Source organism: Variovorax sp. PBL-E5 (assembly GCF_901827185.1).
Classification (GTDB): Bacteria; Pseudomonadota; Gammaproteobacteria; order Burkholderiales; family Burkholderiaceae_C; genus Variovorax.
The window spans coordinates 2305141-2320630 of sequence record NZ_LR594671.1 but is presented as its reverse complement, the minus strand read 5'-3'; the positions used below and the strand labels follow the sequence as shown (position 1 = coordinate 2320630).

The following is a 15490-nucleotide window of genomic DNA, read 5'->3' as shown; positions in this document are numbered from 1 at the left end:
CTGCCGGCTTCCCACAAACAAGAAAGCCCGGAGTCTCGACGCGAAGTCCAGTCTCCGGGCTCGATGGCGGGTGAAACGCCCATGCCATCTTTTCGCTCGACCGGAAGTTCAATCGTTCCGGCCATGCTGGCAGCAAGAGATTGCCACCATGGGGCCTCGGCCGCTGAACCCTTGGATTTCTCCTCGGGCTGCCGGACCTTGGTTAACGCCTGAAGCTCAGGCTTCTTGAGGGTAGGCGGACACGGACCGAATTGCAAATGACGTTTTCAATGAAACCTCGATGATCGATTCACGCGAAGATTACTCACATTTTCTTACCGTTAAATAGAATAAGAAGTCTATTTGTTATTCTTGACCGGGTATTTGGCCACTTCTAGAATGCCCCTTGCCCCAGCTGCCGACGCAGCCGGGCCTCACCGAATCCGCTGCCGAATTCCACCGGCTTGATCAGGCGGCCGCGCCAAATTTCCTCCTTCTTTCCGCGCGGGGCCTGATTCGTACCAATCCAAGCGCCGCCGCCTCTGAGCATCGCCCGTCGGGCCTTGTGACTGGGTGCCGCACAGAAAGGAAGAGCGATGAAACAGGCGTTTGCAGCCATGGCCCGCGGGCTCCGGACCTTTGCGTCCGATGTGGCTGACGGCTTTTTTGAAATCACCCACAACGGGTTTGCCCTGGTCGGCCTGGCGATCGTGTTCGCCGCCCTGGCGCTCGTCGCGCGGCCCGACCTGCGTCAATCGAGCGAAGATCAATTGATGGGCTGGCTCCAGTCTCGCAAGCCGGCACCCGAGGCGAGCGCCCTCGAACTCGAACCCACCGCCATCGAACGGACCACGGCAGCCAGCCCGCTGGACCTGCCCCGGCAGCAAGCCGCAGTCGCCTATTGGCTGAGCAAGAAATACCGGGTGGCCGTGGAACCGCTGAGCGTGCTGGTGGCCGAGGCGTTCGATCTCGGCAAGCGCACGAAGCTCGATCCGACGGTGATCCTCGCCATCATGGCAGTCGAATCCAGCTTCAATCCGTTCGCACAGAGCCAGGTCGGGGCCCAGGGCCTGATGCAGGTCATGACCCGCGTGCACGGCGACAAGTACGAAAGTGCCGGCGGCACGCTCACCGCCTTCGATCCCGTCACCAACATGCGTGTCGGGGTCAAGGTGCTGCAGGAATGCATCGCGCGCGCCGGCTCTCTCGAGGGGGGTCTCAAGTATTACGTCGGCGCCGCCAACCTCACGGACGACGGCGGCTATGCGGGCAAAGTGCTCGCCGAGCAGGAGCGCCTGCGCCAGGTCGTCAACGGCCGCGCGCCTTCGACGGTGCCGACGCCGCCGGCCATGCGCACGCAGCCGCTCCCGGTGGTGGCGCCCGCCAAGCCGGAGACGAATAACACTCAGAACGTGGCGCTGCTGTCGAATCTGTAGGCCTTTTCGGGACGGCGGCCACTGTCGTCAGCTACACTCGGCCGGCACGCGACTGGCGATAGGCGCAACCCTCTTCAGGTGCATTGCGCTGACGTGGACTACCACTGGGAAGCGTGCCGCCCGCGATCCCGCGCAGGCGTTCCGCCGTTCGCCTGGGCAGCCCTTGTTTGGTTGAAGAACAAGGACCATCGTCTCAAAGGACTGCCATGTACAACCGCAACATCCTGGTCGAACAGACCGACCCCGAAATCTGGGCTGCCATCCAGGCCGAAAACGCCAGGCAGGAACACCATATCGAGCTGATCGCGAGCGAAAACTACGCATCGCCGGCGGTGATGGCCGCACAGGGCTCCCAGCTCACCAACAAATACGCCGAGGGCTACCCGGGCAAGCGCTACTACGGCGGCTGCGAGCACGTCGACGTGGCCGAACAGTTGGCCATCGACCGCGTCAAGCAGCTGTTCGGCGCCGAGGCCGCCAACGTCCAGGCGCATTGCGGCGCCTCGGCCAACGAGGCCGTGATGCTGGCCTTCCTGAAGCCCGGCGACACCATCATGGGCATGAGCCTGGCCGAGGGCGGTCACCTGACGCACGGCATGCCGCTCAACATGAGCGGCAAATGGTTCAACGTCGTGAGCTATGGTCTCGACGCCAAGGAAGAGATCGACTACGACGCGATGGAGCGCAAAGCCCGTGACGCCATGCCCAAGCTGATCATCGCGGGCGCCTCGGCCTATTCGCTGCGCATCGATTTCGAACGCTTCGCCAAGGTGGCCAGGGACGTCGGCGCGATCTTCATGGTCGACATCGCGCACTACGCAGGCCTGGTCGCAGCGGGCGAATATCCCAATCCGGTGCCGCATGCGGACGTGGTGACCTCGACCACCCACAAGAGCCTGCGCGGTCCGCGCGGGGGCATCATCCTGATGAAGTCGCAACACGAGAAGGCGATCAACAGCGCCATCTTCCCCGGCCTGCAAGGCGGCCCTCTGATGCACGTGATCGCGGCCAAGGCCGTGGCCTTCAAGGAAGCGCTCTCGCCGGAATTCAAGGCCTACCAGCAGCAGGTGGTCAAGAACGCCCGGATCGTCGCCGAGACGCTCACCGAACGCGGCCTGCGCATCGTGAGCGGCCGCACCGAGAGCCATGTCATGCTGGTCGACCTGCGCGCCAAGGGCATCACCGGCAAGGAGGCCGAAGCCGTACTGGGCAGCGCCCACATGACGATCAACAAGAACGCGATCCCGAACGATCCGGAAAAGCCGATGGTCACCAGCGGCGTGCGCATCGGCACCCCGGCGATGACGACCCGCGGCTTCAAGGACGAAGAGGCGCGCGCCACCGCGAACCTGATCGCCGATGTGCTGGAGAACCCGCGCGACGCAGCCAACATCGCCGGCGTGCGCGACAAGGTCCACGCATTGACGAGCCGCTTCCCCGTCTACTTCTGATTTGGCGACGGCCGCATGAAATGCCCTTTTTGCGGTCACCTCGAAACGCAGGTCGTCGAGACCCGCGTCTCGGAAGATGGCGACTTCGTGCGGCGCCGGCGGCAGTGCGGTGCCTGCGACAAGCGCTTTACAACCTACGAGCGGCCCGACGTGAACTTCCCCGTCGTGGTCAAGAAGGACGGCAGCCGTGCCGATTTCGACACGGGCAAGGTGCGCGCATCGATGATGCTGGCGCTGCGCAAGCGACCGGTGACCATCGAGCAGATCGACATCGCGCTGCTGCGGATCGAACAGAAGCTGCTGGCGAGCGGCCTGCGCGAAATCGAGTCCACCAAGGTCGGCGAACTTGTCATGCGCGAACTCAAGCGCATGGACAAGGTGGCCTACGTGCGCTTCGCATCCGTGTATCGCAGCTTCGAGGACGTGGACGAGTTCCGGCAACTGCTCAGGGATATCTGATCAGCGCCAGCAGTCGTCGGCCGTCACGCCAGGCCTTGCGTCGACGATGGTCCGGCGCCCGGCGCTGTTGATTTGCAAGGTGCCGCAGCGGTCGCCCTTCATCGCGCCGGCAGGAATGGCCGCAAGCGTGAACGAACCGGGCTGCAAAGTGCCTGTCACGAAGTCGATCGTGTAAGTCTGCGCACCTTGCCTGGGCACGACCATCAGGGCATCAGGCAGCACCATGTCGGCTTCCGTACCGACGGCCCTCTTGAAATTGTCATTCTGACTGTAGAAGCGCTGCATGTACTGCATGGCTTCCATCAACTGCGCCCGAGCTTCCGCACGCCTCGATTTGCGTATGGACTCGAGGTAGCTCGGCAGTGCGATCGATGCGAGGATGGCCACGATGGCGACCACGATCATGACTTCGATCAGGGTGAAGCCGAGCGCGCGGTGCCGGGACGCGAAAGACGTTTTCATCGTGCGGCCTCGTCTTCAATACGACGGCGGCGTGATGATCTGCCGCCATTGCCGCCCGGTGGGCGATTTGAGCAATTGGGTCTTCTGCTCCTCGGTCGTGCGACCGGCCGTGTTCGAGCCGTTGCCGCCAGGCCCGGCGCTGCTCGAGCCGCTGCGGCCAGATCCTGCGTTGCTCGAGCCATTGCCCTCGGAGCGAACCGTACCCGCGCCTTCGAGGCCGATCAGCGAGCCTGAATAGTGGAGGATCGTTCGCTTGCCGGTGGTAGAGAAAAGCGTCACGGCGGCTGTCGCGTCGTCCGCGCCGTCGAGCTTGCCGTCGCCGCTGGTGTCGAAGGTCGGTCCTGGGAGGCCCGGAGCCCCGCTGAACGGATCCACGACAAAGGTGTAGGACCCCAAAGATGCCGGCGCGCATCCGTTCCCCGTGGCGGCCGGGACCATGGTGTCGATGATCACGCGGCCGCCATCGACTTGCGGCGCAGAAATCGACCGCAGCCCCGCGGCGATCGTCAAATGGACCTGCCAACCGCGTTTCTGTGCATTGGCGCCGGAGCCATAGTCGACCGGGTTGTTGCTGATCGCGAAGTAGCGCCCCGTCGCGCCGCCGACCGCCAGGTTGGAGAGGGTCTGCGTCACCAGACTCGCGTTGTCGGTGATCCTGTCGCCGCTATTGCTCGAAGGCGTTCCGATGGCGACCGTGTCCCATACGCCGTAGATGCTGCGCTCGGCCAGGACGTCCTGGTCACCCGCATCCTGGAGCTTGCCGGTGCCGACGAAAAGCATCGTCCCGCCCAGCGGATGGCGCGTGAAGGCTGGCGCGGCAGTGATCGGCTCGGGCTGGCCCTGGCGGTTCGCCGCCTTGAAGAACGGCAGTCCGCCGAACGCCACCCGCCACTCGGAAGGCGTGGGAGATGACAGGTCGAACTTCCACAGATTGCCCGCCAGGTCGCCGGCATAGGCGGCCACGACGCGCTGCGTGCCGTCGCGAACGAGGGTCACGCCGCCCAGGCCGTTGGGCGCCGCGAGCGAGCCGACGCCCGTGTCCAGGACCGCCAAGCGCGATCCGGTGATGGCATCGATCAGGTACAGCTGCGCCCGGCCGGTTGCGCTTTCATAGCCATTGCCGATCACGACGACCCAGCGGCCATCCTTCAGGATGCCGGCGGCCGGCGCTTGCAACACGTAGCCGAGTTCGGAAAAAGACGGGTTCGTGGCATCGATCTCCCACAGGATGTCGCTGCCGCCGGGTGTGGATTGGGCGCGCGTCAACGGCACCGGGTCGCCTTTCGCGGGAAAGGCCGCAACCGGCACATTGATCGCGAACAGGTTCTTGGCGCCGGCTCCCCCTGCGCCGAGAACGAGGTTGCGCCACTTGGAGGCCGAACCATCGTAGACGTCGGTCTCGGTCAGCGGCCCATCGACGAAAAAGCGATGCGCGTAGGCAGGATCGGCCAGCTGCTTGACGGTGCCGAGCACGGCACGCGGCATGAACGCGAAAGATTCGATGCCATCGGTCGCATCGAACGCATGGAGCATGCCGTCGTTGGCGCCGACGAACAGTTGGGCCTCGCGAAACTTCTTGGCGTTGATGAAGCGCTGATAGCTGGACTGCCCCGGCGTCGAAGTGGCAAGGAAGTCGTACTGGCCGTCGAAGAGATCCTTCACCAGGGCCGGCGAGGAATTCACGATGTCCCCGATCGCGCCCGTGCGCTTTCTGAACGTGGTGCCCTCCCCCGTGCGATCTCCGCGCAGGTAGGGAATCAGCGCCGACGCATTGCTCGCATCGAGCTGCGAGGTCATGCCAGCCGCATCGAGCGCAGAGAGCGTGAAGGGCACGCCCTTGGTCGCCGTGTTCGTGAAGGTGAAGATATTGCGGGCGGACGCTGCGGGAAGCTGCTGCGACGCCAGCCAGACGTTGCTGCCATCGGTGAGTTTCACTGCCTGGACGTCGCCGTTCCAGTCGGTCGCACGATAGCTCGGAACATATTCGAGCGTCGAGCTGGAATAGCTTCGACTCGATAAGGCCACGCCGGCCTCGCTGCTGTCACGGGTCTGGATGTCCTGGATGATCGAAGTCAGCGCCGCGGTGTAGTCGGTGATGCTGGACGCGCTCCTGGCAATCCCCCGGCTGTTGATGGCGGCGTGCCAGAGATCGTCCACCTTCGAACTGTCGTCGCCGACGGTGCCCCAACTCGCGGTCCCGGCCTGGAGGGCCGGCAAGTCCTCGGGGTTGCGCAGCTTGCCGTTCACACCGAAGGCAATGGTGTAGTTGACCATGTGCTGCCAGAAAGCCGGGTCGCTTCCGGTCACCGGCATGTCGTTCGGCAGGTCAGGGCGCAGATCGTGATTCCAGTAATACATCGCCACGTCGGCAAGCGAAGACTCGCCGGGACCCGCGTAAGGCGGCGCCGGATGGTATTGGTAGCTCGTCTTGCCGTCGGCACTCGTGATCAGCGGGCCCACCGTGTTGTCCGCATCAGCGTTGGCGCCGGCAGTCTGGGCGGCGGTGCTGTTCCACAAGCCGTCGGTCATCAACACGTGGTAGGCGCGCCGGCAACTCAGATGGTTCGCGGGGCTTTCTCCGACGGACGGATCGCTCGCCCAGGGCGACTGGGCATCGGTTCGCGAAAAGTACTGCCCGACGTCGTCCATCGCACGGCGAAGCGGCGTGCCGTTCGGTTGCGTGCCCGCGCTCTGGAGCTGCGCATAGAAGTTGTCCTTGGGCGTGCCGATGAACGGGCGCACTCCCATGCGAACGGCGTTGTTGTTGACGCCATCGACAAGCGTGGGGACTTCATTGATCGTTCCGTAGCCGACACGGTAGCTCGGAGGCACCAGGGCGAATGCTTCGGACGTCCCGCCGATGGCCACCCGCAGGCGCGAACGCGCATAGACGAACCAGTTCGTGAAGTTCTGGATTTCCTCGGCGTAGGTGCACAACGTCGGGGACACGCAATCCACACGATTCGGGTTCTTGGGAAAGGTTTGTGGCCACCCCGGAAGGTTGGTGATCAAGTTCTGGCGGTAGTCGCTGAGCAGGTCGCCGCTTGCGCCGGCCTTGAGGGTGTAGTACTGCGCGATGGGAGCGGAACGCTCGCTGTCGACGCAGTTCGCCAGGTCGGAGCACCATCGCGCAGTCATCAGCTTCGGAAGCCCGGTGAGGTCGACCGTCGTGGCGGGCGCCCGAGGGTCCACGGGTGCGGCATTGGCGGGATAAGTGGGAAAGCGCGTGCCGTCGGACTTGAGCCATGGCCGGTACGTCACGGCCGGGTTGTAGTAGAGCGGGTTCCTGGTCGACCGGGCTTGCCGCGCCAGCAGGCTGCTGCCGTCATAGGTGATGACCGCGTTCTTGAAAATGCCAAAGCCCCATGGAACGACGCCTGCGTACACGACGCCGTCCGGCGTGGTGCACATCGAATCCGGAAAGCATTCGAAGTCCATCGATCCGGAATCGTCCAGCGTGAACATCAGATTCGGTGGCACCGTGACGTTCGTCGTCACCAAGGGCAGTTGCGAGATCGCAGCCTCCGCACGGACTGTCACCAGGACGGCCGCCACGGTCCATGCGATGCGTTTTTTCTTCATGCGCTCCTCCCTTCCTTTCGCTCTCACTTGTCGCCCGGCGTCACCAGGGACTGCAGCCAGACTTCACCCCCCGCGTCGGGCTTTCCGGCCGTCGTGTGGAAATCCGCGCTGAAGCCGACGGCCGTGATGAGAAAGGCCGGGCGTCTGGCCGACTCCCCTTGCAGCGAGGTGCTTTCGACCATGCATCTGGGCAACATCGGCAAGGCCCGTGCCGCGGCGTCGCTGGAATTGATTTGAGCTGCATCGACCTGTATCGCCTTGTTGGCCGACGGCTCCCAATTTGCCCGATCGGCCCAGAGCGAAGGCTTCGTGCCATCGAGCGGGTCGGGGTTGGGCGGCACGATCGTCGTGCCACTCTGCACGCCGCCGGACTTGAGCATCTGGTCTTCGCAATAGCGCAATGCGGCCTCGGCCGCCTGGAAGGCGACAGTGTTGGTTCTCAACGCCTTCGAGACCTGTTCTTCGGACGTGGCACGCTGGACCGCCAGCACGGCGACCAGCGAGATGATGATGAGCAGGACCAGGGACATGATCAGAACCACTCCGCGCTGCATGCGCGAGCCTCGGTCGGTCGTTGCGCGGGTCATGGCGCCGTCGCGGCAAAGCCGCCCCGGTTCCGCAGCGTGAACACGCTGCTGTAGGCACGCCGAATCAGGTGGTCCGAAGAAGGCGCGACCTTGCCACGGCAATCCAGGTAGCTGCCCGCGGCGTCGGGGCTCGGATCGCCGCTGCGCAGCACGATGCACAGCTTGACCGACACGACGCGCGACCATCGCTGGTCGACCGAGCCCGGCAGGGCCTCGACGCTCGCCGCGTCGTCGACATATCGCTCGACCGCCTTGCTTTGCCCGTCGTCGGCGATGCCGAAGCCGACCGTCATGTCCTCCACGTACTGAAGGATGGCCTGGGACTGATAGGCAATCTTGCTGCCGTTCCCGCCGCAATACAGCTCGGGCGTTCCAGTCCTGGCGCCGATGCGCACCTGGTATCTCGATTCGATGAGCGTGTAGGGAACGCCGAGCGCTCCCGTCGCGTTCGCCCCGACGGCCTGATTCAGGCAGTCCCGGGCAGGCGGAAGCAGGGCCTGAACGCTGGGAATGTCATCGGGGTCGGCGCCCTCGAAGCGGATGGCGAGGGCCGCGGCGCCGGTGCTTCCCGGCGCGCAGGCGAGCAGATCGAAATCCACCGTCGGATCGACGAAGCCGCGGTCGCACGCGCGCACGCCGGCGCCGGAGAAGTTGCGGTCCGGCGTCGGCACCGAAGCACCATTGACCGTCGCCGCGCCCGGTGCGGCGAAGACCCTCGGAATACTGAAACCAGCCATGCGCAACTGCAAACCGATAACCGAGAGCGCGACCGCCGCGTCCTCGTCCATCCGTGCCACCGACGTGGCCTGGCGGCTGCTGACTTGGGTCGAGATGTAGATCGCGAACAGCGCGCCGAGCACGACGAGCCCAAGGGCGATGCTGATCATCAATTCGAGCAGGGTTCGCCCACCCTGGCGCTGAAGCCGCCGACGAGGCACAGTATTCACAACGTGATCCGGTAGTACATGCAGCGCGGCTTCACCGTGCCGGCCGCAAGGCCGGTGACGGCGACCGCGGGACAGTCGTTCGCGCCGGCCACGGAAAGGCTGGCCTTGGCGTCGTCGGCCGCGCCCACCGTCGCGTCGGGATCGCTCCACAGGATCCAGATGTCGGTCGCCAACGGGTTGACGGCATCGCGCTGCACGAACCCGTCGCCGCCGGGCAGACGCCGGCGCAATTCCTGCGCCCACTGTGCAAGGTCGATGGCCGCGAGATCGGCCGCGCTGCAGGGCGAGGAGGCGCAGGCCGGGATCGTCACCGCAGCGGTCGAATAGGCGTCCGTCTTGATGTAGCTCCCGGCCTCGAAACCGTCGACATTGCCGCGCATGCGCTCACCCAACTCGGCCGCAAGCTGCACGCCGATCGATTGGAACTGCGCCATCTTCACGTAGCGCAGTGAAGCCGCGGTCAGTCCGGCCAGGCCCAGGAGCCCGAACGACAGGACGAGCATCGCGATCAGCACTTCCAGCAGCGTCGAGCCGCCCTGTGCGGCGCACCGCACCGGGCGACGGGGGGCGAATGCGGTCATGTCGAGCAGGAGGCGGTGTCGTTGACCAGGCGCGCGCGGCCGACGATGCCGAGGCAGATCAGGCGCATGAAAGTGGAACCGCCGGTGCCCGGACGGAACAGGAAATTGGAAGCGCCGGTTCGCATGAGCCCTGTCGGCAAAAACTGGAGGTCCACGTTCAGGTTCTGCGTGATGGATCCGCTGCGCGCGAGCGTCCCCTGGGAACGCAGGAGCATGTCGCCGCCGTTCGCGTCGAACGCGCCGTCTGCGTTCAGGTCGGCGAACACGATCCATCCCGATGCCCAGTCCGAGCCTGCGCTGCACGACGGCATGGCCGCCGTATCGACGTCGGCGCTACGGCATACGCTGACCACCATCCCGCGCTTCATGGCTTCGGCGCGCGCGAAACTCAGCGTCGACATCAGCGCATTCACGCTGTTGGCGACGCCGTTGCGATCGATCAGACTGCGCATCGAAGGCACCGCCAGCGTCAACAGGATGGCGGAGATGGCGAACACCACCAGCATTTCGATCAGCGTGAAGCCCTGGCATCTTTCGATCCCTCGGCGCGCCCCGGCCAAAGCCGAGCAGAATGGTCGTTCCATGTCGCATGACCCACATGCGGCAAAGCGCGTGCGGAGTTGTCTCCCTGATTTAATTCGGCGAATTCTATGGATAACGTCTCGCAGCGATCGGCAAATCGACCAACGGGCCAAATTGCCGGACTAACGGCAGATGGCGTTTAAATATCGCGAAATATCGCAAATTGCAGACTCATACCGGCAATCCAATTCGTCATTCAATTCGCGTAGATATGAATAGAAATTTCCTGCCCATGGCGCGTGCGTTGGCGCTTGCTCGACAAGCGGGCACGGATACCGACCCGAATCCGCGCGTCGGTTGCGTGCTGGTCGACCCCAGCGGCGCGATCCTGGGCGAAGGCTGCACGCAGCCGGTGGGCGGTCCGCATGCCGAGGTCATGGCGCTGCGAGATGCCGCGAGCCGCGGCAGCGACGTAACGCAAGCCACGGCCTACGTGACCCTGGAGCCTTGTTCCCACCACGGCCGGACCGGCCCTTGCTGCGACGCGCTGATCCGCGCCGGCATTCGCAAGGTCGTCGCGTCGATGCCCGATCCGAATCCTCTCGTCGCGGGCCAGGGCTTCGAGCGCCTGCGTGCCGCAGGCGTCGAGGTCGAACTGGACGCGGGCGCAGAGGAAGTCCGCGAACTCAATCTCGGCTTCTTCAGCCGCATGGTCCGCAAGACACCCTGGGTGCGGCTCAAGGTCGCGGCTTCGCTGGACGGCAGGACCGGCCTTCACAACGGCGTGAGCCAATGGATCACCTCGGAGGCCGCGCGCACCGACGGCCACGCATGGCGCGCGCGCGCCAGCGCAGTGCTGACGGGCGTCGGCACGGTGATCGAGGACGACCCCCGCCTCGATGTCCGCCTGGTCGGGACGCCGCGCCAGCCGCACCTCGTGGTCGTCGACAGCCGGCTGCAAACGCCGCCCGAGGCGCGCATCTTCATGGCGGGCCGCGCGGTCTGGATCTACGCCGCAGTGCGAGACGATGCCAGGGCAGCGGCCCTGGAAGCGCGCGGCGCGACCCTGCGCTACCTGCCCGATGCGCGGGGCAAGGTGGACCTCGCCGCCATGCTGAAAGACCTGGCGGCCCGCGAAATCAACGAGTTGCACGTCGAGGCAGGCCACAAGCTCAACGGATCGCTGCTGCGCGAAGGGCTGGTCGACGAATTGCTGGTCTATCTGGCACCGAAGCTGATCGGCAGCGGCCTCGACATGGCCAGCGACCCCTACGCGGCGGGCCCGCTGACCGCGCTCTCGGCGGCCATGCCGCTCGATTTCAGGTCGGTCGACAGGCTCGGCCCCGACCTGCGCATCGTCGCCCGCGTGGCCGGCCGCGACCTGTTTTAGGGTTGGCCCCGACCCCCTGCCGCTTCTCTGCGAAAATGCGGCGATGTTCACCGGAATCATCACCGGCGTGGGGCGCATCGCCGCCGTCCACGACCTCGGCAGCTCTTCGTCCCACGGCAAGCGGCTCAGCATCGCGACGCCTGTCGGCTACCTCGACGATGTCGGCCTCGGCGACAGCATTGCGCTCAACGGCGCCTGCATGACCGTCACCACGCTCGATCCCGCGCAGCAGCTGTTCACCATCGACATCTCGGCCGAATCGCTGGCCAAGACCGCCGGCCTGGCCGAAGAGGCGACACGCGTCAACCTCGAAAAGGCGCTGCGCGCCAGCGACCGGCTCGGCGGCCACATCGTGTCCGGCCATGTGGACGGCATCGGCACCATCAGCCATTTCGCCCCGGTGGGCGAGAGCTGGGAATTGCGCGTGCTGGCGCCGCCCGAGCTCGCTCGCTTCTTGGCGTACAAGGGCTCCATCACCATCAATGGCGTGAGCCTCACCGTCAATACCGTGAACGACCGCGCCGACGGCAGCGAGATCAGCATCAACCTGATCCCGCACACGGTCGACCACACGGCGCTCGGCAGCCTCACGGCCGGCAGCCGCGTCAACCTCGAGATCGACACCGTCGCCCGCTACGTGGAGCGCATGCTCCAGGCCGGCGCCCTTCCCTCCGCACAGAAAGACAGCAGCCCATGAACGCATCCGTCACGCCGATCGCGGCCTCCCGCAGCGGCCCGGCGCCCGCGCCGATCTCCCCGGTCGAAGAGATCGTGGCCGAGATGCGCGCCGGCCGCATGGTGATCCTGGTCGACGAGGAAGACCGCGAGAACGAAGGCGACATCGTCATCGCCGCGGACCACGTGACGCCCGAAGCGATCAACTTCATGGCCCGCCATGCGCGCGGCCTGATCTGCCTGACGCTCTCGCGCGAGATGTGCGAGCGGCTGCAGCTGCCGCCGATGGTGGCGCGCAACGGCGCCAAGCACGCCACCGCGTTCACCGTCTCGATCGAAGCCGCCGAGGGCGTGACCACCGGCATCTCGGCGGCCGACCGCGCCCGCACCGTGCAGGCCGCGGTCGCGCGCGACGCCGTCGCGGCCGATCTGGTCCAGCCCGGCCACATCTTTCCGTTGCAGGCGGTCGACGGCGGCGTGCTGATGCGCGCGGGCCATACCGAGGCCGGCTGCGACCTCGCCTCGATGGCCGGCTGCTCGCCCGCCGCGGTGATCTGCGAGGTGATGAACGAGGACGGCACCATGGCCCGGCTGCCCGATCTGCAGGTGTTCGCGGCCGAGCATGGCCTCAAGGTCGGCACCATCGCCGCGCTCATCGAGCACCGCAGCCGCAACGAATCGCTGATCGAGAAGGTCGGCTGCCGCGAGATCCACACGGCCTGGGGCAACTTCACCGCCCATGCCTTCCGCGACAAGCCGAGCAAGGGCGTGCACCTGGCGCTGGTGCGCGGCCGATGGGATGCGGGCGACACGGTGGACGTGCGGGTGCACGAACCGCTCTCCGTGCTCGACGTGCTCGAAGTCAACCGCTCGCTGCACTCGTGGAGCCTCGATGCCAGCCTGGCCCACATCGCGGCCCAGGGCAAGGGCGTCGCCGTGCTGCTCAACTGCGGCGAGACGGGCGCTGAACTGCTGTCGCAATTCGACGGCACCGCGCGCCCCGCCCAGGCGCCGGAGCGCGGCCGCATGGACCTGCGCAGCTACGGCATCGGCGCGCAGATCCTGCGCGAATGCGGCGTTCACACCATGAACCTGCTCGGCACGCCGCGCCGCATGCCCAGCATGGCGGCCGGGTACGGCATGGAGATCGCCGGCTACATCACCAAGGAAGAAAAATGAAGACGCGACTCGCAAGGCGGATCCGCTGATGCAACACGCGAACAAGGGCACCGGTGCGCCGCTCGACGGCAAGGGCCTGCGCATCGGCATCGTGCAGGCGCGCTTCAATGAAGACATCACCGATGCGCTGGCGAAGGCCTGCCGCAGCGAACTCGCCGCGCTGGGCGTGGCCGATGACGACATCGACCACTTCAGCGTGCCCGGCGCACTCGAAGTGCCGGTCGCCTTGCAGGCGCTGGCCCGGCGCGGGCGCTATCACGCGCTGATCGCGCTGGGTTGCATCATCCGCGGAGAAACCTATCACTTCGAACTGGTGGCCAACGAATCGGGCGCCAGCGTGAGCCGCGTCGCGCTCGACCATCGCCTCCCGATCGCCAACGCGATCCTCACCACCGAGAACCTCGAACAGGCGATCGCCCGGCAGACCGACAAGGGCCGCGACGCGGCACGCGTCGCTGTCGAGATGGCGCAACTGCTCGCCACCTTTTCATGACCGAATCCACCAAGGCCGAGAACAACGGCAAGCCGCGCCAGTCGCGCACCGGCCTCACCAGCACCGGCGCGCGCAAGGCCTCCGCCAAGTCGAACCGCAGCCGCGCCCGCGAGTTCGCGCTGCAGGCGCTCTACCAGCACCTCGTCGGACGCAACGAGGCCGCGGCGATCGACGAGTTCACGCGCGACCTCGCTGGCTTCCACAAGGCCGATGCGGCGCACTATGACGCGCTGCTGCACGGATCGATCGAAGGCGCTGATCGGCTCGACGCGCTCATCGTGCCGCTGCTCGACCGCAAGCTCGAGGAGATCTCGCCGATCGAGCACGCGGTGATGTGGATCGGCGTCTACGAATTCCAGCACTGCCTCGACGTGCCATGGCGCGTGGTGCTCAACGAGTGCATCGAACTCGCGAAGGAATTCGGCGGCACCGACGGCCACAAGTACGTGAATGCGGTGCTCAACGGGCTCGCGCCGCAGCTGCGGCCGGCCGAGGTCGAAGCCGACCGCGCCAGCGGAAAGGCCCGGCCGTGAGGATTTCGAAGCGCGCCGAGCGCATCGAGCCTTTCTATGTGATGGAGGTCGCCAAGGCCGCCGCCACGCTGGCATGCGAGGTGGCGCACACCGAGCGGCCGATGATCTTCCTCAACATCGGCGAGCCCGATTTCACCGCGCCGCCGCTGGTGCAGGAAGCCGCCGCACGGGCCGTGCGCGCCGGCGCGACGCAGTACACGCAGGCCACGGGACTCGACCGCCTGCGAGAGCGCATCAGCGGCTGGTATGCCGAGCGCTTCGGCGTCGACGTGCCGGCGCGTCGCATCGTCATCACGGCCGGCGCATCGGCCGCGCTGCAGCTGGCCTGCCTCGCGCTGATCGAGGCCGGCGACGAAGTGCTGCTGCCCGATCCGAGCTATCCCTGCAACCGCCATTTCGTCACCGCGGCCGACGGCCGCGCCGTGCTCATCCCGACCACCGCGGCCGAACGCTTCCAGCTCAGCGCCGCGAAAGTCGAAGCCGCCTGGACCCCGCACACGCGCGGCGTGCTGCTGGCCTCGCCGTCCAACCCGACCGGCACCTCGATCGCGCCCGACGAACTGCGCCGCATCCACGACGTCGTCACGCGGCGCGGCGGCATCACGCTGATCGACGAGATCTACCTTGGCCTCTCGTACGACGCCACCTATGGCCAGACCGCGCTCGCCATCGACGACCAGGTCATCAGCATCAACAGCTTCAGCAAGTACTTCAACATGACCGGCTGGCGCCTCGGCTGGCTGGTGGTGCCCGACGTTCTCGTGCCGGCGATCGAGCGGCTGGCGCAGAACCTCTTCATCTGCGCCAGCACCGTCTCGCAGCATGCGGCACTGGCCTGCTTCGAGGCCGACAGCATCACCGAATACGAACGACGCCGCGCCGAGTTCAAGGCCCGGCGCGACTGGTTCATTCCGCAGCTCGATGCGCTGGGCCTCAAGGTGCCGGTGGTGCCCGACGGCGCCTTCTATGCCTGGGCCGATTGCTCGGCCTTCGGCGAGAAGCTCGGCATTTCCGGCAGCTGGGATTTCGCCTTCGAGGCCATGAAGCAGGCGCATGTCGCCATCACGCCCGGCCGCGACTTCGGCACCGACCAGACCGGCCGCTTCGTTCGCTTCTCGACGGCCAGCTCGATGGCCCATCTCGAGGAATCGGTCGCGCGGCTGCGCGCATGGGCCAGTGCGGCCATCGCCGCATGAGCGCAGCGCCGGGCCGCC

At 66.1% G+C, this 15490-nt stretch carries 15 protein-coding genes and 1 riboswitch; of the genes, 9 read left to right on the top strand and 6 right to left on the bottom strand.

The genetic code is table 11. The features are described 5' to 3' along the window. Nucleotides 1-575: 575 nt before the first annotated feature. The 3 genes from WDLP6_RS11315 (at nucleotide 576) to nrdR (ending at nucleotide 3325) form a co-directional block, all read left to right on the top strand. Nucleotides 576-1415 carry a lytic transglycosylase domain-containing protein gene (locus tag WDLP6_RS11315; RefSeq protein WP_162567163.1) on the top strand — a complete coding sequence of 280 codons (840 nt, stop codon included), beginning with the start codon at nucleotides 576-578 and terminating at the stop codon, nucleotides 1413-1415. 38 nt (nucleotides 1416-1453) lie between these two features. Next, a riboswitch (ZMP/ZTP riboswitch) is annotated at nucleotides 1454-1580 on the top strand. Between the two features lie 41 nt (nucleotides 1581-1621). Beyond that, nucleotides 1622-2866 carry a serine hydroxymethyltransferase gene (gene glyA / locus WDLP6_RS11310; protein ID WP_162592416.1) on the top strand — a complete coding sequence of 415 codons (1245 nt, stop codon included), beginning with the start codon at nucleotides 1622-1624 and terminating at the stop codon, nucleotides 2864-2866. Between the two features lie 15 nt (nucleotides 2867-2881). After that, nucleotides 2882-3325, top strand: coding sequence for a transcriptional regulator NrdR (gene nrdR / locus WDLP6_RS11305; protein ID WP_162567161.1), 444 nt, complete (start codon nucleotides 2882-2884; stop codon nucleotides 3323-3325). Here nrdR and WDLP6_RS11300 read toward each other — a convergent pair whose 3' ends face one another. The 6 genes from WDLP6_RS11300 to WDLP6_RS11275 are packed head-to-tail and all read right to left on the bottom strand — an operon-like array spanning nucleotide 3326 to nucleotide 10068. Further along, complete coding sequence (locus WDLP6_RS11300) at nucleotides 3326-3787, bottom strand: type IV pilin protein (protein ID WP_162592415.1); 462 nt, start codon at nucleotides 3785-3787, stop codon at nucleotides 3326-3328. Nucleotides 3788-3802: 15 nt separating this feature from the next. After that, entirely contained in the window at nucleotides 3803-7369 is a 3567-nt protein-coding gene (locus WDLP6_RS11295; protein ID WP_162592414.1) for a pilus assembly protein, read from the bottom strand. A 23-nt stretch (nucleotides 7370-7392) separates the two neighbouring features. Next, nucleotides 7393-7923 carry a pilus assembly PilX family protein gene (locus tag WDLP6_RS11290; RefSeq protein ID WP_269475594.1) on the bottom strand — a complete coding sequence of 177 codons (531 nt, stop codon included), beginning with the start codon at nucleotides 7921-7923 and terminating at the stop codon, nucleotides 7393-7395. Nucleotides 7924-7952: 29 nt separating this feature from the next. Beyond that, on the bottom strand, nucleotides 7953-8843 hold the full coding sequence (locus WDLP6_RS11285) for a PilW family protein (RefSeq protein ID WP_162567157.1): 891 nt from the start codon (nucleotides 8841-8843) through the stop codon (nucleotides 7953-7955). Between the two features lie 56 nt (nucleotides 8844-8899). Continuing rightward, nucleotides 8900-9484, bottom strand: a complete 585-nt coding sequence (pilV, locus tag WDLP6_RS11280) for a type IV pilus modification protein PilV (RefSeq protein WP_162592413.1) — start codon at nucleotides 9482-9484, stop codon at nucleotides 8900-8902. Beyond that, nucleotides 9481-10068, bottom strand: a complete 588-nt coding sequence (locus tag WDLP6_RS11275) for a GspH/FimT family pseudopilin (RefSeq protein WP_269475568.1) — start codon at nucleotides 10066-10068, stop codon at nucleotides 9481-9483. Before WDLP6_RS11275 ends, pilV begins: the two co-directional genes overlap by 4 nt. Before the next feature lie 209 nt (nucleotides 10069-10277). On the opposite strand from WDLP6_RS11275, the gene ribD reads away from it, so the two are divergent. Genes ribD through WDLP6_RS11245 form a run of 6 tightly spaced genes read left to right on the top strand, consistent with a single transcriptional unit; the run spans nucleotide 10278 to nucleotide 15472 of the window. Continuing rightward, nucleotides 10278-11396, top strand: a complete 1119-nt coding sequence (ribD, locus tag WDLP6_RS11270; RefSeq protein WP_162592412.1) for a bifunctional diaminohydroxyphosphoribosylaminopyrimidine deaminase/5-amino-6-(5-phosphoribosylamino)uracil reductase RibD — start codon at nucleotides 10278-10280, stop codon at nucleotides 11394-11396. 43 nt (nucleotides 11397-11439) lie between these two features. Next, nucleotides 11440-12093: a riboflavin synthase gene (locus WDLP6_RS11265; RefSeq protein ID WP_162592411.1), complete on the top strand. Its 654-nt coding sequence runs from the start codon at nucleotides 11440-11442 to the stop codon at nucleotides 12091-12093. Further along, the gene (gene ribBA, locus WDLP6_RS11260) at nucleotides 12090-13250 is read left to right on the top strand and encodes a bifunctional 3,4-dihydroxy-2-butanone-4-phosphate synthase/GTP cyclohydrolase II (protein WP_162592410.1); all 1161 of its coding nucleotides are present in this window, start codon (nucleotides 12090-12092) and stop codon (nucleotides 13248-13250) included. The genes WDLP6_RS11265 and ribBA overlap by 4 nt, the downstream gene beginning before the upstream one ends. Nucleotides 13251-13278: 28 nt before the next feature. Beyond that, a complete protein-coding gene (gene ribH, locus WDLP6_RS11255) occupies nucleotides 13279-13743 on the top strand; it encodes a 6,7-dimethyl-8-ribityllumazine synthase (protein ID WP_162592409.1) in 465 nt (154 codons plus the stop codon). Continuing rightward, nucleotides 13740-14276 (top strand): transcription antitermination factor NusB, encoded by a 537-nt coding sequence (gene nusB / locus WDLP6_RS11250; RefSeq protein ID WP_162592408.1) that lies wholly within the window; start codon nucleotides 13740-13742, stop codon nucleotides 14274-14276. Before ribH ends, nusB begins: the two co-directional genes overlap by 4 nt. Then, nucleotides 14273-15472, top strand: a complete 1200-nt coding sequence (locus tag WDLP6_RS11245; protein WP_162592407.1) for a pyridoxal phosphate-dependent aminotransferase — start codon at nucleotides 14273-14275, stop codon at nucleotides 15470-15472. The genes nusB and WDLP6_RS11245 overlap by 4 nt, the downstream gene beginning before the upstream one ends. Nucleotides 15473-15490: the final 18 nt, after the last annotated feature.